This window comes from Streptomyces sp. NPDC031265 (assembly GCF_055570295.1).
Genome location: NZ_JBVIHM010000001.1, coordinates 276646 through 293679, shown reverse-complemented (window position 1 = coordinate 293679; position 17034 = coordinate 276646). Strand labels below are relative to the sequence as shown.

Sequence of the window (17034 nt, the reverse complement as noted above, 5' to 3'; positions counted from 1 at the left end):
TATGGCCGCCCAGCTCAGCCCCCAGCAGCTCACCGAGACCCACCGGGCCACGCTCGACCAGGCCCTGGAAGCGATCCGCACGCGTGCGTACTGGTCGCCCCACCCCGAGCACCCCAAGGCGTACGAGAACGACGGCAAGGCCGCCTTCGACGCCCTGCTCGGCACCCGCCTCGACCTGGACCAGCCCGGCACCGACGACTGGACGGGCGCGGAAGTCTCCCCGTACGGGACAGAGTTGGGCATCACCTACCCGCACCCCGACCTGGAGGTGCTGCTGCCCGCGATGAAGGCCGGCATGGGCGCCTGGCGCGAGGCCGGCCCCGAGACGCGCGCCCTGGTGTGCCTGGAGATCATCTCCCGCATCTCCGCCCGCACCCCGGAGCTGGCGCACGCGGTCATGCACACCAGCGGCCAGGCCTTCATGATGGCGTTCCAGGCGGGCGGCCCGCACGCCCAGGACCGCGGCCTCGAAGCGGTGGCGTACGCGTACCAGGAGCAGACCCGCACCCCCTCGGACACGGCGCACTGGTCCAAGCCGCAGGGCAAGCGCGACCCGCTGGAGCTCAGCAAGACCTTCGTCCCCACCGCGCGCGGCATCGCGCTGATGATCGGCTGCAACACCTTCCCGACGTGGAACGGCTACCCGGGCCTGTTCGCCTCGCTGGCCACCGGCAATCCGGTCCTGGTCAAGCCGCACCCGCGCGCGGTGCTGCCGCTCGCCCTGACCGTCCAGATCGCCCGTGCGGTCCTGGCGGAGGCGGGCTTCGACCCGAACCTGGTGGCGCTGGCCGCCGAGCGGCCCGGCGAGGGCATCGCCAAGACGCTGGCCGTCCGCCCCGAAATCAAGATCATCGACTACACGGGGTCAACTGCCTTCGGCGACTGGCTGGAGGCCAACGCCCGCCAGGCACAGGTCTACACCGAGAAGGCCGGCGTCAACACGGTCGTCGTGGACTCCACCGACGACTACAAGGGCATGCTCTCCAACCTGGCCTTCTCGCTGTCCCTCTACAGCGGCCAGATGTGCACCACCCCGCAGAACCTGCTGATCCCGCGCGACGGCATCAGCACGGACGCGGGAGCCAAGTCCTACGACGAGGTGGTGGCCGACCTCGCCGCCTCGGTCGGCGGCCTGCTCGGCGACGACGCGCGCGCCAACGCGATCCTGGGCGCGCTGGTCAACCCCGACGTGAAGACCCGTCTGGAGGCCGCTTCCGGCCTCGGCGAAGTCGCCCTGCCCTCACGGGAGATCGCGAACCCCGACTTCCCGCACGCGGTGGTGCGCACCCCCGTGATCGTCAAGCTGGACGGCGCCAAGCCGGACGCGGAGGCGGCGTACCTCTCGGAGTGCTTCGGCCCGGTCTCGTTCGCCGTGGCGGTCGACTCCACGGCCGGCGCGGTGGAGCTGCTGCGTCGCACGGTCCGCGACAAGGGCGCCATGACGGTCGGCGCGTACACGACGTCGCAGGAGGTGGAGCGCGCCATCGAGGACGTCTGCCTGGAGGAGTCCGCCCAGCTCTCCCTGAACCTGACCGGCGGGGTCTACGTCAACCAGACGGCCGCGTTCTCCGACTTCCACGGCTCGGGCGGCAACCCGGCCGCGAACGCGGCTCTGTGCGACGGCGCGTTCGTGGCCAACCGCTTCCGGGTGGTGGAGATCCGCCGCCAGGCCTGAGGCGCGCGCACCTGCGCCCGCACCGGACCCGGCCGCTTCAGAGCGCCGGGTCCGGGATCGCGGCGTAGCGCTGCACCCAGGCGTGCATCGCGATCGCGGCCGCCGCGCCCGCGTTGATCGACCGGGTCGAGCCGAACTGGGCGATCGAGCACACCGCCGAGGCGTGCTCGCGCGCCTGCTCGGTGAGCCCCGGCCCCTCCTGCCCGAACAGCAGCACACACCGCCGGGGCAGCACGGTGCGCTCCAGCGGCACGGCGCCCGGCAGATTGTCGATCCCGATGATCGGCAGCCCCTCGGCGGCCGCCCACGCCGTCAGCGACTCGGTGTCCGGGTGGTGGCGTACATGCTGGTAGCGGTCGGTGACCATCGCGCCGCGCCGGTTCCAGCGCCGCCGCCCCACGATGTGGATCTCCTTCGCCAGGAAGGCGTTCGCGGTCCGTACGACGGAGCCGATGTTGAAGTCGTGGCCCCAGTTCTCCACCGCCACATGGAAGTCGTGGCGGCGGGTGTCCAGGTCCGCGACGATCGCCTCGCGCGTCCAGTAGCGGTAGGCGTCGACGACATTGCGCCGGTCGCCGTGCGCGAGCAGCTCCGGGTCGTACCGCTCCCCCTGCGGCCAGGGCAGCGGGTGCGGCCCGACGCCGACCTCGGGCGCGTAGCCGTCGTCGTACTGAAGCGGCTCCTCGGCCGGGGCCTCGGCAGAAGGGGAAGGGCGGGGACTGGTCTCGCTGCTCACGCCACGAGCGTACGGGGCCGCCGCTCCTCTTCCGTACGCCGCTGCGGGGCCACCCGCGCCACCAGCCGCTCGCACAGCCGCCCGACACGGCCGCCCAGCCACCGCAGGAAGCCGGTGGGCAGGAACACCGCGTCCGCCGCGATCATCGCGAGCGAGAAGAACGGCAGCCCGAGCAGCAGGGCGATGCCCGCGTGCTCCATCATCATCGCCACCAGCAGGACGTTCTTGACCCGCCGATTGAAGAGCGTGAACGGGAACGCCACCTGGACGGCGACCGTTCCATAGGTGAGCAGCATGACGATCAGGCCGCTGCCGCCGAGGATGTCCGAGAGGGCGGGCCAGGGCGAGAAGTAGTCCAGGTGCAGCGGGTAGTAGAGCGCGGTGCCGTCCTGCCAGCGCGAACCCTGGATCTTGTACCAGCCGGCGGTCGCGTAGATCAGACAGACCTCGGCCATGATCACGACCATGGTGGCGTTGTGCGCGAGGTTGGCGACGACGTCGAGCAGGGCGCGCGGGTCACCCTGGGCGTACCGGCCGGCCGCCCACCACAGCGCCTGCACCACCCACAGGCCCCAGAAGACCAGCAGCCAGCCCCCGCCGGCGTCGCCGAGCAGTGTGACGGCGACGAGGGCGGCCCCGAGGACGGCCCACAGCACGGGCCCTATCCGGTCCGGCACCGGCTCGCCGGACTCGGCGGCGCGGGCGGCGGCCCGCTCGCGGCGCCGCGCGTCCAGCGACCAGACCTGGCCGCAGCGGGTGAGCACCAGATAGATCGCCATCAGGTGGATGACGTTGTCACCGCCGTCCCCCATGAAGACGGACCGATTCTGCAGCGACAGGACACCCACCATGAACAGCACGGACATCGTGCGGGTGCGCCAGCCGAGCATCAGCAGCGCGCTGGAGAGCACAGCGACGGCGTACACGACCTCGAACCAGAGCGTGCTGTCCGTCCACAGCAGCGCCGTGAAGGCGTGGTTGCCGGAGACGAGCCGCTGGGCCATGTCCCAGCTCCACGGGCCCTCGGGGCCGTACAGCTCACGGCGGTGCGGCAGCTCGCGCAACAGGAAGAGCAGCCACGTCGCGGAGAAGCCGATACGGACGACAGCGCTCTGGTACGGCCCGAGCGCGGCGCCCGTGACCCGGCGCAGGGCCTGGGCGGGCTTGGACTCGGGGGGGAAAGTGGGGGCGGACGTGTGGGAGAGGTGGGGCGTGAGGGTGGCGTGGGCTGTCTGGAGTGATTGGTGCTCAAGGGACGCATGCCAGCCCTGAGACTCAGGGGACGTACGCGGCGCATGAGTCTGCTCGCCGGTCACCCCGCTCGTCGCGCCCTTCACCGATCCGCTCACCGGCCCGTTCACCGCCGCTTCCCTCTTCGACTCACTCATCGGCCGGCCTCCGTCCGTGCGTCGGCGGAACCGGCGCCGGCCGGGAGGTCGGCGGGGGTCACGGTCCACCAGGGGACGACCCGGTAGTACGGCCGGGTGTCGATCTTCTCGTCGCTCCACCGCGGAGCCTTCACGGACGTCGTCACGGACCTGACCTGTACACGCTCGACGGTCCCGCCGTCACGCTGCGCGCCGAGGCGGAGCATCACGATCCGGTGGATGTAGCGGTCGGAGAGCTCGCCGCGCAGGCCGTTGGGCTTGTTGTCGTCGGTGTGGGAGTTGATGAAGAACTCCCAGCCCCGGCGCAGCTCGTTCTGCTGGGTGTGGCTCGGCAGCGGGTTGCCGCGGATACCGGAACCGTCCCCGGCCGACAGGTCGATCCAGCCGGTCGTCCTGCGGTTCCCGTCCGCCATCCGGATCTCGGCACGTGCCTGGACCGCGATGTTCTGCTGGAGTGGATTGGGAGCGAAGAGCTTCCAGTTCTGTTCGAACTCGGGATAGATCCAGTCGTCGACGACCTTGCCGTGCTGCTTGGTGACCGTGTTGGACGGCGCGACGTGCAGGAACACCATGGCGATGTGGACGACCCCCACGACGGCGACGACGGCCAGCGCGAGCGCGGCCGCCACCTGGTACGGGAGCGAGAGCCCGGCGATACCGCGCCCGGGGACGCCGGGAGCGGCGGGCTCGGGAGCCGTGGGAGCTGCGGAGGCGGGAGCGGGCGCGCCGGGCGCGTGGGCGGGCCTGTCCGAGGTGCCGGACGCGGAGGCGGGTGTGTCCGACGCGCCGGGCGCGGTCACGTCTTCGCTGTTCGGAGCGGGTGCGGCAGCGCCAGGGGCGGTCTGCGGGCCGCCGTCGGCGGCGTCGGACCCGGGCCGCCGGGCCTGCTCCTCCCCGTCCGGCACGTCCTTCTCGTCGTACGAATCCATCCCGCCCCGATCCCGGTTGGCTCCACTGGGTTATCCACAGGGTTGACACCCTACGGGCCGCCGACTCACCATTGAAGTCAATGAACCGAACGATCGGTCGGGAGCGAGTGGCCCGGCGGACGGCCCGGAATCGACAGCTCGGCAGGGGGCTCGGATGACGGCAGTGACCGCAGAGACCGGCACCAACAAGCACGGCTCACCAGCGGCGGACGAGAAGGACGCGTCGGCATACGCGTCGGCGTTCGACGCCGCCGTGGCCGCCGACGAGCGCATCGAGCCGCGCGACTGGATGCCCGAGGCCTACCGGGCCTCGCTGGTCCGCCAGATAGCGCAGCACGCCCACTCCGAGATCATCGGGATGCAGCCCGAGTCCAACTGGATCACCCGCGCACCCTCACTGCGCCGCAAGGCGATCCTCATGGCGAAGGTGCAGGACGAGGCGGGCCACGGGCTGTACTTGTACAGCGCGGCGGAAACCCTCGGCGTGAGCCGCGACGAGCTGCTCGACAAGCTCCACTCGGGCCGCCAGAAGTACTCGTCGATCTTCAACTACCCCACCCTGACCTGGGCCGACGTCGGTGCCATCGGCTGGCTCGTGGACGGCGCCGCCATCACCAACCAGGTCCCCCTCTGCCGCTGCTCCTACGGGCCGTACGCACGGGCGATGGTCCGCGTCTGCAAGGAGGAGTCCTTCCACCAGCGCCAGGGCTACGAGCTGCTCCTCGCCCTCTCCCAGGGCACCCCGGAGCAGCACGCGATGGCGCAGGACTCGGTGGACCGCTGGTGGTGGCCCTCGCTGATGATGTTCGGCCCGCCCGACGACGAGTCGTCCCACTCGGCGCAGTCCATGGCCTGGAAGATCAAGCGGCACTCGAACGACGAACTGCGCCAGCGCTTCGTCGACATCTGCGTCCCCCAGGCCGAGGCGCTCGGCCTCACCCTCCCCGACCCCGACCTGCGGTGGAACGAGGAGCGGGGACACCACGACTTCGGGGCGATCGACTGGACCGAGTTCTGGGACGTCCTCAAGGGCAACGGGCCCTGCAACGAACAAAGGATCACCCAGCGGCGCCGCGCCCACGAAGAAGGCGCCTGGGTCCGCGACGCGGCAGCCGCGTACGCGGCCAAGCAGCACAAGAACGGGGAGGCAACGGCATGACCACACACGACTGGCCGCTGTGGGAGGTGTTCGTGCGCTCGCGCCGCGGACTGTCCCACACCCACGCCGGAAGCCTGCACGCCCCGGACTCGCAGATGGCGCTGCGCAACGCGCGCGACCTGTACACCCGACGGTCCGAAGGCGTCTCCATCTGGGTGGTGCCCTCCACCGCCGTCACCGCCTCCTCGCCCGACGAGAAGGACTCCTTCTTCGAACCGGCCGGCGACAAGCCCTACCGCCACCCGACCTTCTACGAGATCCCGGAAGGGGTGAAGCACCTGTGACGACCCCGACCCCGCAGAAGACGGCGGACACGCCGGCGGCCACGGCCGCGCTGGCCCTCGGCGACGACGCGCTGGTGCTCTCGCACCGGCTGGGGGAGTGGGCGGGACACGCCCCCGTCCTCGAAGAGGAAGTGGCCCTCGCCAACATCGCACTCGACCTGCTCGGCCAGGCCCGCATCCTGCTCTCCCTCGCGGGCGACGAGGACGAACTGGCCTATCTGCGCGAGGAGCGGGCCTTCCGCAACCTCCAGCTCGTCGAGCAGCCCAACGGCGACTTCGCCCACACCATCGCCCGCCAGCTCTACTTCTCGACCTACCAGAAACTGCTCTACGGACAGCTCGCGGCAGGCGACAGCGAACTCGCCGGACTCGCCGCCAAGGCGGTCAAGGAAGTCGCCTACCACCAGGACCACGCCGAACAGTGGACCCTGCGCCTGGGCGACGGCACCGAAGAGAGCCACCAGCGGATGCAGCGCGCGTGCGAGGCGCTGTGGCGGTTCACCGGCGAGATGTTCCAGCCCGTCGGCGGCGTCGACATCGACTGGCAGGAGACCGAGCGGACCTGGCTGGCGTCCGTCACCTCAGTGCTGCAGCAGGCCACCCTCACCGTCCCCGAAGGCCCCAGGACCGGCGCCTGGGCCGCCGGAGCCGGCCGCCAGGGCCTGCACACCGAGCCCTTCGGGCGGATGCTCGCCGAGATGCAGCACCTGCACCGCAGCCACCCGGGGGCGACATGGTGACCGGCACGGCCGCGGCCACGGCCGACATGACACCGCTGGAACAGGAACTGGCCCGGCTCGCCGGATCGGTCCCCGACCCCGAGCTGCCCGTGCTCACCCTGGAAGAACTCGGCGTGCTGCGCGGAGTCCATCTGGAGGGCCCCGGCAAGGTCACCGTCCAGCTGACCCCCACATACACCGGCTGCCCCGCCGTAGAAGCGATGACCACCGACATCGAACAGGTACTGCACCAGAACGGGATCCCGGACGTCTCGGTCGTCCGGGTGCTCTCCCCCGCCTGGTCGACCGACGACATCAGCGCCGAAGGCCGCCGCAAACTGGCGGAGTTCGGGATAGCGCCGCCCCGGCCCCACACCGCCGAGGGGCCCGTCGCCCTCACCCTCTCCGTGCGCTGCCCCCACTGTGGCTCCACCGACACCGAGCTGCTGAGCCGGTTCTCCTCCACGGCGTGCAAGGCCCTGCGCCGCTGCGTGGCCTGCCGCGAACCGTTCGACCACTTCAAGGAGTTGTAGATGTTCCATCCACTCCGGGTGAGCGAGGTCGAACGGCTCACGGACGACTCGGTGACCGTCACCTTCGACGTGCCGCCGGACCTGCGCGAGGCCTACCGGCACCGCCCCGGCCAGCACCTGGCGCTGCGCCGCAACGTGCAGGGACAGGAGATCCGCCGAACGTACTCGATCTGCGCACCTGCCGTCGAACAGCCGGACACACCCGTCCTGCGCGTCGGCATCCGCCTCGTCGAAGGCGGCGAGTTCTCCACGTACGCCTTCAAGGAACTCACCGTCGGCGATGTCGTCGACGTCATGGAGCCGATGGGCCGCTTCATCCTGGAGCCCCGCGCCGGATACTTCGTGGCCGTCGTCGGCGGCAGCGGCATCACCCCGGTGCTGTCGATCGCCACGACCCTGCTGGAGCGGGAGCCCGCAGCCCGCTTCTGCCTCATACGCAGCGACCGCACGGTGTCGTCCACCATGTTCCTGGAGGAGACGGCCGACCTGAAGGACCGCTTCCCCGACCGGTTCCATCTGGTCACCGCGCTCTCCCGGGAGGAGCAGCAGTCCGGGCTGCCCTCCGGACGGCTCGACCAGGAACGGCTGACGGCCCTCCTGCCCGCGCTGCTCCCCGTGGAAGAGGTCGAGGGCTGGTACCTGTGCGGACCGTTCGGCCTGGTCCAGGGAGCCGAGCGGGCCCTGCGTGAACTGGGCGTCGCGCGCGGCCGCATCCACGAGGAGATCTTCCACGTCGACGAAGCCCCCGTGAAGAGCACCGCGGCGGCCTCGGCCCCGGCGCACGCCACACTGACCGCGACGCTCCACGGCCGCTCTGGCACCTGGCCGGTCCAGGACGGCGAGAAGCTCCTGGACACGGTGCTGCGAGCCCGCTCCGACGCCCCGTACGCCTGCAAGGGCGGGGTCTGCGGCACCTGCCGTGCGTTCCTGGTCTCGGGCGAGGTGCGAATGGACCGCAACTTCGCCCTGGAGGAAGACGAGACCGAGGCAGGCTACGTACTGGCCTGCCAGTCCCACCCGGCGACGAAGGAAGTGGAGCTGGACTTCGATCGGTGAGGTGGAGTGGGCTGGGTTGGGGGTGGGGGCGGGGGCGGGCGGGGGGGGAGGGGGAAGCCCCCAGGTACTCCCGGTTCTGCTCATCGCGCGACGCCGACCATTCCAATCTGCTAGAACCTGTTCTATCTTGACGGTCCGTCAGATCCGGTGTGTGCGGGAGGACAGGGCTGTGGACTTCACCTTCACCGAGGAGCAGCAGGCGGCCGTCGAGGCGGCGAAGGCGGTCTTCTCGGGGGTCGTGCCCGACGCGGTGCCGAGCCCCGCGCTGACTCAAGGCGCGGTGGCCGAGGAGTTCGACCGCCCGCTGTGGGCCAAGCTCGCCGAGTCGGACCTGTTGAGCCTGGTCATCGACCCCCAGTACGGCGGGGCGGGCCTCGACCCGATCGCCCTCTGCCTGGTGCTGCGCGAGTCCGCGAAGGTGCTGGCCCGGGTGCCGCTGCTGGAGAGCAGCGCGGTGGCGATGGCCGTACAGCGTTACGGGGACGCCGAGTTGGCCCGTGAGCTGCTTCCCGCCGCAGGGCAGGGCGAACTGGTGTTCACCGTCGCGGCCAACGGCCGCACCGGCCACGACCCCGCCGAACTCGCGGTCACGGCACGGCCGGGGAGCGCCGACAGCGGCGACGACTGGGTGCTCGACGGGGTGCAGACCGGGGTGCCCTGGGCGCAGAACGCGGACCGTATCGCCGTGCCCGCGCACACCGGCGAGGGCCGCGCCGTACTCGCGCTGATCCCCCGCGTCCACGACGGGATCACGCTCGCCGAGCAGATCTCCACCAGCGGAGAGCGCTTCGCCGAGGTCCGCCTCGACTCCGTACGTATCGAAGCGCGCGCGGTCATCACGGCCGAGGGGGCATGGGAGTGGCTGCGCGAGCTGCTGGCCACCGGCACCTGTGCGCTCGCGCTCGGCCTCGGTGCAGGCGTACTCGCGATGACCAGCGAATACACCGGGAAACGCGAACAGTTCGGGTTCCCCATCGCCACCTTCCAGGCGGTCGCCGTCCAGGCGGCCGACCGCTACATCGACCTGCGCGCGATGGAGGCCACCCTGTGGCAGGCGGCGTGGCGCATCAGCACCGGCGCCGGGGGAGCGCTGCCCGTCTCCGGTGACGTGGCGGTGGCGAAGATCTGGGCGTCCGACGGCGTACGCAGAGTCGTACAGACCGCCCAGCATCTGCACGGCGGCTTCGGCGCCGACACCGACTATCCCCTGCACCGCTACCACGCCTGGGCCAAGCAGCTGGAACTGTCACTCGGCCCGGCCGCGGCCCACGAGGAAGCCCTCGGCGACCTGCTGGCCGCGCACCCGCTCGGGTAGCGGGGGCGTACAGCCACCCGCACCGCCGCGCGAGCGGCTCAGTCGGCAGCCCGGCCGCTCAGAGGCGGGGCCGGTGCCGGGGCGCCGGTGCCGGTCAGAGGACGAAGGCCGCGTTGTCGTTGTCCGTGACCATCGGGCGACCGGCGGAGTCCCACGCCTGCATGCCGCCGTCGACGTTCACCGCGTCGATGCCCTGCTGCACCAGATACTGCGTGACCTGCGCGGACCGGCCGCCGACCCGGCACATCACATACGCCCGGCGGCCGTTCTCGACGGCCTGCGTCACATCGCCGAAGCGCGCCACGAAGTCGCTCATCGGCACGTGCAGCGCGCCCTCGACATGCCCGGCCGCCCACTCGTCGTCCTCACGGACATCCAGCACCAGGGCGTCGGCCGGCACAGCAGCGACATCCACGGACGGCAGCTGGGCGAAATTCATGGGTCATGCCTTCTCTCGTACGCGTCGGCCGCGTCGGCCGTGTCGGTCGCAGGGCTGTATCGGCCACACCAGTTGTACCGGCCGTATCGGCCGCTCAGCGGGATCCGCCGTATGGGCAGGTCACTGGGAACGCTACTGCACCAGCTCGGCCAGGATCGCCTCGCGCCCGGCCACCTGGGCAAGCAGCTGCTCGGCGATCTCCTCAAGGAGCCGGTCCGGGTCGTCGGGCGCCATCCGCAGCATCGAACCGATCGCGCTCTCCTCCAGCTCACGGGCCAGCACGGCCAGCAGCTCCTTGCGCTGGGCCAGCCACTCCAGCCGGGCGTAGAGCTCCTCGCTCTCGCTGGGCCGCACCTCCTCAGGCACCGGCCCCGCCGCCCACTCCTCTGCGAGCTCCCGCAGCAGCTCCTCGTCACCGCGGCCATAGGCGGCGTTGACCCGGGTGATGAATTCCTCCCGCCGTGCCCGTTCCTGGTCCTCCTGCGCGAGGTCGGGGTGCGCCTTGCGGGCCAGCTCGCGGTAGAGCCTGCGCGCCTCCTCACTGGGGCGGACCCGCTTGGGCGACCGTACGGGCTGGTCGGTGAGCATCGAGGCGGCCTCGGCGGAGATCCCGTCCGAGTCCATCCAGTCGTGGAAGAGCTCGTCGACCCCGGGCATCGGCTGCACCGCGGCCCGCGCCTCGCGTGCCTTGCGCAGGTCCTCCGGGTCGCCGGTGAGCGAGGCCTTGGCCTCGGCGATCTGGGCGTCGAGCTCGTCGAGCCGGGTGTACATCGGGCCGAGCTTCTGGTGGTGGAGGCGGGAGAAGTTCTCCACCTCCACGCGGAAGGTCTCCACGGCGATCTCGAACTCGATCAACGCCTGCTCGGCCGCCCGCACAGCCCTGTCCAGCCGGGCTTCGGGCCGTTCCGCGTTCTCGGGGTCCTCGGGCCGGGCGGTCGTCTCTTCGGCAGGTTCGTCCGTCACCGGTCCAGCGTACGGGCGTGGGGGGTGGGGCCCCTCCCTCCCCCTCCCCCACCCCCCTCTCCCCGCCCCCACACCTCACCCCAGCCGAAAGCACCACCCCGCAACGCGAAGCCCACCCCAGCCCAGCCCACCCAGCCCGCCTCGCGCCGTCGGCCGACCCGCCTCACACCCCCGTCCCGTCCGGCTCACACCCTCACCCCGCGCTCGTCACACCCCCAGCTCTGCCGCCACCCGTCCGTCCCTGATCGCGGCGAGGAGCGTCGCGTGGTCGGACTCCGTGCGGTCGGCGTAGAGGACCGCGAAGCCGGCCACGGCCTCGTCGAGCTCTTCGTTCTTGCCGCAGTACCCGGCTATCAGGCGCGGGTCGGCGCTGTGGGCGTGGGCGCGGGCCAGCAGTGCGCCTGTCATGCGGCCGTAGTCGTCCAGCTGGTCGGCGGTCAGGGCCGCGGGGTCGACGCTGCCCTTGCGGTTGCGGAACTGCCGTACCTGGTATGGACGTCCGTCGACGGTGGTCCAGCCGAGCAGGATGTCGCTGACGACCTGCATCCGCTTCTGGCCGAGGACCACACGGCGGCCCTCGTGGCCCCCGTCCGGGGCGTGGAAGCCGGCCTTGGCCAGGTGCGGCAGCAGGGCGGAGGCGCGGGCCTCCTTGACCTGGAGCACCAGCGGCTCGCCGCGGTGGTCCAGGAGCAGGACCACGTACGACCGTGTTCCGACGCTGCCGGTGCCGACGACCCGGAAGGCCACGTCGTGTATCGCGTACCGCGCGAGCAGCGGCAGGCGGTCTTCCGAGAGGGTTTCCAGGTAGGGGCCGAGCGAGGCGGCCACGGCGGCCGCCTCGGCGTCGGGCACCCGGCGCAGCACCGGCGGCGCGTCCACGAAGCGTCGGTGCCCGTCGGCGATCTGCTCGGTGGCCTTGGCGGCGAAGCGGGCGCTGGTGTTGTTGCGGGCCTTGGCCGACACCCGTTCCAGCGTGCCGAGCAGGTCCCGGGCGTCGGCGTGGGAGACCAGCTCCTCGTCGGCTATCGCATTCCAGGCGTCCAGCACCGGCAGTTTCGCGAGGAGGCGCATCGTCCGCCGGTAGGCGCCGACCGCGTCGTAGGCCGCGGCCCGGCAGGTGTCCTCGTCGGCGCCCGCTGCACGGCCGGCCAGGATCAGCGAGGCGGCGAGGCGCTTGAGGTCCCATTCCCAGGGGCCGTGCACGGTCTCGTCGAAGTCGTTCAGGTCGATGACGAGTCCGCCGCGCGCGTCGCCGTAGAGGCCGAAGTTCGCCGCGTGGGCGTCGCCGCAGAGCTGGGCGCCTATTCCGGTGACGGGGGTGCCGACGAGGTCGTGGGCCATCAGTCCGGCGGCGCCGCGCAGGAAGGCGAACGGGGAGGCCGCCATGCGGCCCACCCGGATCGGCGTGAGCTCCGGCACGCGGCCCATGTTCGACTCCTCGACGGCCCGGACCGCGTCGGGACGGTCGGTGGAGAGGACGAGCGAGTCGTGCGAGGAGCGGGGCACGCCGTCGCGCAGTGCCTTGCCGTCACTCTTCGGCGAGCCGGCCGTATGGCCCGGTCCCCGGCCGTTGTGGTGTCGGAAGCCCGGCACCTCGGGAATCCGGATCTGCCCGTCGTCGGGCACCGCTCGCAGGACCGGAATCATCGTCTCGACATCGCTCATCGCGTGCCGCCTCCCCCGTGCTCGTTCAACATCAGCAGCTCGAATGCCATGACGGTACCGGCGGCGGCCGACAGCCGTCTCCCCCTGTGGATAACTCCCGGCGGTGGCCATCGGGCAGGCCACCGCCGGAAGTTATCCACAGAGGGGCGGTCGAGGTCAGGCAGACGATCGCGGTCAGACGCCGACCGCTTCCTCCAGCTCCTCCTCCAGCTCCTCTTCTCCGTCCCGGCCTTCGCCTCCGGTACCGGAGCCCGTACCGCCCAGAGCGGCCGCGCCCGCACCAGCCGCCAGTCCGGCTCCCGCACCCGCACCCGCACCCGCACCGGCACTCACCCCCGGAGCCACTACCCTCCGCCCCCGCTCGGCCAGCGCCGCGATACCCATCAGAGCGACGCCCGCCAGGAGCCAGAGCACCAGGACCAGGATGTGGGCGCCGAGGCCGTTGCCCGCGAAGTACACGTGGCTGCGGGCACCCTCGACGAACCCGGCGCCGTTCCAGAAGGCGTGCAGGGCGCCGAAGAAGCCGGGCTGGAGTTCGGGCCGGAAGATGCCGCCCGAGCTGGTGAAGTTGAGCATCACGAAGAGGACCATCAGGCCGAGCGTCGTCCACCTCTTGAGGAAGGTGTGCAGCCCGACGCCGATCAGCAGGATCCCGGCCGAGTACAGCCACGCCATGCCCCAGACGCCGCCGAGTCCGGTGTCGACGAGGTGGAACATCGGGCCCGCGAAGACCGCGCCGATGCCGCTGACCAGGACCGACATGCCCAGCGCCAGCAGCGCCCTGATCCGCAGCGGCAGCACCGCACCGGCGCCGCCGATCACCGCGACGGACGCGTACGAGCCGATGCTCAGCGCGACGAGCAGGAAGAAGATGCCCTGGCCGGTCGGGTCGCCCTTGGCGAGGTCCGTCACGTCGGTCACCTTGAGGGGCGCGTCCTGAGCCGCCGCCACCTTGGTGAAGACCTTCTCGACGGCCGTGGCGCTGGTGTCGGAGGAGGCGGAGGCCACGAGCAGTTCGGGCTTGGCGCCGGGTATGTAGGCGCCGTACACGTGCTGCTGCTCCAGGCTGTCGACGGCGGTGGCGCGGTCGGGGACGGTACGGACGTCGAGCGCGCCCGCGCCCTTGTCCTGGAGGGTCTGGGCAAGCACCTGCGCGCTGGGGCCCGAGCCGACGATGTCGACCCGCAGGTCGTGCGGCTGCGGGTTGTGGAAGGCCCCCAGATACGCGAGGCCCATCCCGACGCACATCAGCAGCGGGGTGAGGAGATGGCTGAGCACATGGCGCAGAGGGCTGGGAGCGGTACCGGCGGACACCACAACTCCAATGGTTGGCTTATACAACTCACTCGATATGTTGTACTCTACAACCACTTTTTTGAAATGGCGAACGCCCAGATCAGAGCGTCAGGTCGGGGGCGTCAGGTCGGGGGCGTCAGGTCGGGGGCGTCAGGTCAGGGGCGTCAGGTCAGGGGCGTCAGGTCAGGGCGTTGGATCAGCGCGTTAGATCAGAGAACCCGGAAACCGCAGCGCGCCGCGCCCGGTGTTTCACGTGAAACAAGCCCTTCGGACGCTGAGCCTCCAACCCCACCCCACCCCTCCCCATCGCCCCCACCTCGTCGCACGGCCTACAACCCCGCATCCCGCGCGAACAACGCCGCCTGCACCCTGTTCTCGCACTCCAGCTTCGCCAGGATGCGGCTCACATACGTCTTCACCGTGGCCTCGCTCATATGGAGCCGCTTCCCGGCGTCCGCGTTGGACAGGCCCTCCCCGAGCAGCGCCAGTACGTCCCGCTCCCGCGCGGAGAGCACCTCCACCCGGCGCCGCGCCTCCTCGCCCCGGGCCGCCGCGCGCCCCGTGGCCAGCTGGTCCACGACGTGCCGGGTCGCACCGGGCGACAGATAGGCGTCCCCGGCCGCCGCCGCCCGTACCGCGGCGATCAGCTCGGCCGGGGCGGTGTCCTTCAGCAGGAATCCCGCGCCCCCGTATTCCAGCGCGCGCAGCACGTTCTCCCGCTCGCCGAAGGTCGTGAGGATGATCACTCGGGCCGCCGGGGTGCTCCTGCGCAGCTCGGCCAGCGCGGTCAGACCGTCCATCACCGGCATCTGGATGTCGAGCAGCACCACGTCGGCGCCGTGCGCCCGTACCGCCTCGATGGCCTCCCGGCCGTTCGCCGCCTCGGCCGCGACCTCGATGGCCGGGTCCGACGTGAGGATCATCCTGATCCCCGCCCTGATCAGCGGCTCGTCGTCCGCGATCACCACCTTGATCCGCACACCGTGTGCGCCCCCCGGACCGAGTGGACCGCCTGGACCCGTCACGCCTGCTCCTGTCCTCGCGCCGCGCCGACGTGCTCCCGCCGCCACCGCGCTACCACTCGACCTCGTCCGACGAGCTATCGCTCGACCTCGTACGACTTCTTCTCGATCAGCTTGCCGTCCTTGAAGCAGAACCGGAAAACGGGCTCGGTCCCGGCGTTGTCGCCGAACTCGGACGACATCAGTACCAGGCAGCTCGAACCGGCGGGCTCGGCAGGGCCCTTGCCGGGCAGCCCCTTCGTCAGGAACGTGTCGCCGCCGGGCAGCCGGTCGCGTACGTCCTGCTCGGGGCTGCCGACCTTGATGTCCTCGTACTCGGCGGGGTCGATCATGGCCTTGTCCGCGGACCCGGCGAGGAAGAACAGTCCGACGCCTGCGGCCACCGCGAGCAGCACCACCACCGCGAAGGCGATTCCGCACCCCAGGGCGACGCCACCGGCCCTGCTCCTGCTGCTCATGGCCAACTCCTTCTCCGCGACGTTCAGGTCGACGTTCCAGCCGTGCTGCCGGCCGGCCTGCTGCCGGCAGGTCCACGTCGTGCCGGCCGGACCACCGTCGCCGAGCGGGAGTGCACCCGGATGCTGCCGGAAGTCGTCCACCGCATCGACGAAGGTCGTCACCTCCGCCGCCCCGTAGGGGAGCACCCCGGCCACCCGGAAGCCCCCCTCGCCGGTCCGCCCCGTGTGGACCATGCCGCCGACCAGCCGGGCCCGTTCGTGCAGCCCGGTCAGGCCCTGGCCACCGCTGACCACTTCGTCCGGCGGGGGCCCGGCCACCGGCCCGTTGACGACCTCGACGACGAGCGAGTCGGGCTCGTAGCGCAGTTCCACGCCGATGGGAGCGCCCGGCGCGTGCTTGTACGCGTTGGTCAGCGCCTCCTGGACGATGCGGTACGCCGCGTGGTCGGACGCGGGGGCCAGCTGCCGCGGCTCCCCCGTCTCGCGCAGCTCCACCGTGGTGCCCGCCGCCCGGGCGGCCGCCACCAGGAGCTCGACGCCTGCCGTGCCGCGGGCGGCGCGCTGTGCCTCGTCCGTGTGGTGGTCCGGTGCCTCGACGCCGTCGCGCAGGATGCCGACGACCGCGCGCAGTTCGTGCATGGCGGCGACCGAGGCCTCCCGCAGCACCCCGACGGCCTCGCGCTGGCGGCCCGTCAGCGCCGGGTCGACCTCAAGGGCACCGGTGTGCACGGAGATCAGCGCCAGTTGGTGGCCGAGGCTGTCGTGCATGTCCTGGGCGATGCGCTGACGCTCGCGCAGCCGTGCCTGGCCGGCGACCATCGCGCGCTCGCGCAGCAGCTGCGTGTTGCGCTCCTGCATGGTCTGCAGCAGGGTGCGGCGCTGGTACCAGTAGCGGCTGGCGAGGCCCGGCACCACGGCGATCACCATGAAGAAGAGCGTCGCGATCAGGGCGACGACGAACAGCGGCTGCTCGCCGGACTCGGTGAGCGCGATGCCGGCCAGATATCCGGCGAACGCGGCGCAGAAGGCGACCAGGGCCCGTCCCGCCCCGGCGATGCGCCGCCCCGCCGAGCAGGCCACCACGAGCAGCAGCAACGTGGCGCCCGCGCTGGCCCCGCTGAGCGCGGCCGTGGCGATGAGCACGCTCGCGGGGAACCTGCGGCGCAGCGGCGTCAGGACGAGGACGGCGGCGGCCACCAGGGCGGGCACCACCAGGCCGCCGTCGGCCAGCCGGCCCGCGCCTGCGGCGGCCAGGGCCAGCAGGAGGGCGAGGGCCGACTCGCCGAAGGTCCGGCGGCGGGACCAGGGCTCCGGTCCTGCCAGTCGGCGGCGGGCGTCCTGGATCTTCGATGACACATCCACGTCCGCACCCTAGGCAGCGGTCCGGGCGCCGGACG

The 17034-nt window shown here is 71.6% G+C and carries 16 protein-coding genes; 7 read left to right on the top strand and 9 right to left on the bottom strand.

Annotated elements, in window-relative coordinates:
• Position 1: 1 nt before the first annotated feature.
• On the top strand, positions 2 to 1675 hold the full coding sequence (paaN, locus tag ACZ499_RS01370) for a phenylacetic acid degradation protein PaaN (RefSeq protein WP_468670955.1): 1674 nt from the start codon (positions 2 to 4) through the stop codon (positions 1673 to 1675).
• A 37-nt stretch (positions 1676 to 1712) separates the two neighbouring features.
• On the opposite strand, the gene ACZ499_RS01365 is transcribed toward paaN, so the two are convergent.
• The 3 genes from ACZ499_RS01365 to ACZ499_RS01355 are packed head-to-tail and all read right to left on the bottom strand — an operon-like array spanning position 1713 to position 4728.
• Positions 1713 to 2411 carry a TrmH family RNA methyltransferase gene (locus ACZ499_RS01365; RefSeq protein ID WP_468670954.1) on the bottom strand — a complete coding sequence of 233 codons (699 nt, stop codon included), beginning with the start codon at positions 2409 to 2411 and terminating at the stop codon, positions 1713 to 1715.
• Complete coding sequence (locus ACZ499_RS01360) at positions 2408 to 3799, bottom strand: HTTM domain-containing protein (protein WP_468670953.1); 1392 nt, start codon at positions 3797 to 3799, stop codon at positions 2408 to 2410. Before ACZ499_RS01360 ends, ACZ499_RS01365 begins: the two co-directional genes overlap by 4 nt.
• The gene (locus ACZ499_RS01355; protein WP_468670952.1) at positions 3796 to 4728 is read right to left on the bottom strand and encodes a DUF5819 family protein; all 933 of its coding nucleotides are present in this window, start codon (positions 4726 to 4728) and stop codon (positions 3796 to 3798) included. Before ACZ499_RS01355 ends, ACZ499_RS01360 begins: the two co-directional genes overlap by 4 nt.
• A gap of 154 nt (positions 4729 to 4882) precedes the next feature.
• On the opposite strand from ACZ499_RS01355, the gene paaA reads away from it, so the two are divergent.
• The 6 genes from paaA (at position 4883) to ACZ499_RS01325 (ending at position 9794) form a co-directional block, all read left to right on the top strand.
• Positions 4883 to 5887, top strand: coding sequence for a 1,2-phenylacetyl-CoA epoxidase subunit PaaA (gene paaA, locus ACZ499_RS01350; protein ID WP_468670950.1), 1005 nt, complete (start codon positions 4883 to 4885; stop codon positions 5885 to 5887).
• Positions 5884 to 6171, top strand: coding sequence for a 1,2-phenylacetyl-CoA epoxidase subunit PaaB (gene paaB / locus ACZ499_RS01345; RefSeq protein ID WP_468408090.1), 288 nt, complete (start codon positions 5884 to 5886; stop codon positions 6169 to 6171). Before paaA ends, paaB begins: the two co-directional genes overlap by 4 nt.
• A complete protein-coding gene (gene paaC, locus ACZ499_RS01340) occupies positions 6168 to 6911 on the top strand; it encodes a 1,2-phenylacetyl-CoA epoxidase subunit PaaC (RefSeq protein ID WP_468670947.1) in 744 nt (247 codons plus the stop codon). Before paaB ends, paaC begins: the two co-directional genes overlap by 4 nt.
• Entirely contained in the window at positions 6905 to 7423 is a 519-nt protein-coding gene (paaD, locus tag ACZ499_RS01335) for a 1,2-phenylacetyl-CoA epoxidase subunit PaaD (protein WP_468670945.1), read from the top strand. Before paaC ends, paaD begins: the two co-directional genes overlap by 7 nt.
• Positions 7424 to 8479, top strand: coding sequence for a 2Fe-2S iron-sulfur cluster-binding protein (locus ACZ499_RS01330; RefSeq protein WP_468670943.1), 1056 nt, complete (start codon positions 7424 to 7426; stop codon positions 8477 to 8479).
• A gap of 169 nt (positions 8480 to 8648) precedes the next feature.
• The gene (locus ACZ499_RS01325) at positions 8649 to 9794 is read left to right on the top strand and encodes an acyl-CoA dehydrogenase family protein (protein WP_468670940.1); all 1146 of its coding nucleotides are present in this window, start codon (positions 8649 to 8651) and stop codon (positions 9792 to 9794) included.
• Positions 9795 to 9888: 94 nt separating this feature from the next.
• Here the strand turns inward: ACZ499_RS01325 and ACZ499_RS01320 are convergent, their stop codons facing one another.
• The 6 genes from ACZ499_RS01320 to ACZ499_RS01295 form a co-directional block, all read right to left on the bottom strand.
• Positions 9889 to 10233: a rhodanese-like domain-containing protein gene (locus tag ACZ499_RS01320; RefSeq protein ID WP_468408100.1), complete on the bottom strand. Its 345-nt coding sequence runs from the start codon at positions 10231 to 10233 to the stop codon at positions 9889 to 9891.
• A gap of 132 nt (positions 10234 to 10365) precedes the next feature.
• Complete coding sequence (locus tag ACZ499_RS01315; RefSeq protein WP_468670938.1) at positions 10366 to 11196, bottom strand: J domain-containing protein; 831 nt, start codon at positions 11194 to 11196, stop codon at positions 10366 to 10368.
• A 207-nt stretch (positions 11197 to 11403) separates the two neighbouring features.
• The gene (locus ACZ499_RS01310; RefSeq protein ID WP_468670936.1) at positions 11404 to 12861 is read right to left on the bottom strand and encodes a DUF2252 domain-containing protein; all 1458 of its coding nucleotides are present in this window, start codon (positions 12859 to 12861) and stop codon (positions 11404 to 11406) included.
• A 174-nt stretch (positions 12862 to 13035) separates the two neighbouring features.
• Positions 13036 to 14109 (bottom strand): ABC-2 transporter permease, encoded by a 1074-nt coding sequence (locus ACZ499_RS01305; RefSeq protein WP_468672056.1) that lies wholly within the window; start codon positions 14107 to 14109, stop codon positions 13036 to 13038.
• 377 nt (positions 14110 to 14486) lie between these two features.
• Positions 14487 to 15137 (bottom strand): response regulator transcription factor, encoded by a 651-nt coding sequence (locus ACZ499_RS01300; RefSeq protein ID WP_468670934.1) that lies wholly within the window; start codon positions 15135 to 15137, stop codon positions 14487 to 14489.
• Between the two features lie 119 nt (positions 15138 to 15256).
• Positions 15257 to 16999, bottom strand: a complete 1743-nt coding sequence (locus ACZ499_RS01295; protein ID WP_468670933.1) for a sensor histidine kinase — start codon at positions 16997 to 16999, stop codon at positions 15257 to 15259.
• Positions 17000 to 17034: the final 35 nt, after the last annotated feature.

Excerpts from the sequence above, each read along its gene's own strand:
- paaN (WP_468670955.1), top strand. The coding sequence starts at position 2 with ATGGCCGCCCAGCTCAGCCCCCAGCAGCTCACCGAGACCCACCGGGCC.
- ACZ499_RS01360 (WP_468670953.1), bottom strand. The coding sequence starts at position 3,799 with ATGAGTGAGTCGAAGAGGGAAGCGGCGGTGAACGGGCCGGTGAGCGGA.
- ACZ499_RS01355 (WP_468670952.1), bottom strand. The coding sequence starts at position 4,728 with ATGGATTCGTACGACGAGAAGGACGTGCCGGACGGGGAGGAGCAGGCC.
- paaA (WP_468670950.1), top strand. The coding sequence starts at position 4,883 with ATGACGGCAGTGACCGCAGAGACCGGCACCAACAAGCACGGCTCACCA.
- paaB (WP_468408090.1), top strand. The coding sequence starts at position 5,884 with ATGACCACACACGACTGGCCGCTGTGGGAGGTGTTCGTGCGCTCGCGC.
- paaD (WP_468670945.1), top strand. The coding sequence starts at position 6,905 with ATGGTGACCGGCACGGCCGCGGCCACGGCCGACATGACACCGCTGGAA.
- ACZ499_RS01330 (WP_468670943.1), top strand. The coding sequence starts at position 7,424 with ATGTTCCATCCACTCCGGGTGAGCGAGGTCGAACGGCTCACGGACGAC.
- ACZ499_RS01320 (WP_468408100.1), bottom strand. The coding sequence starts at position 10,233 with ATGAATTTCGCCCAGCTGCCGTCCGTGGATGTCGCTGCTGTGCCGGCC.
- ACZ499_RS01310 (WP_468670936.1), bottom strand. The coding sequence starts at position 12,861 with ATGAGCGATGTCGAGACGATGATTCCGGTCCTGCGAGCGGTGCCCGAC.
- ACZ499_RS01305 (WP_468672056.1), bottom strand. The coding sequence starts at position 14,109 with ATGTGCGTCGGGATGGGCCTCGCGTATCTGGGGGCCTTCCACAACCCG.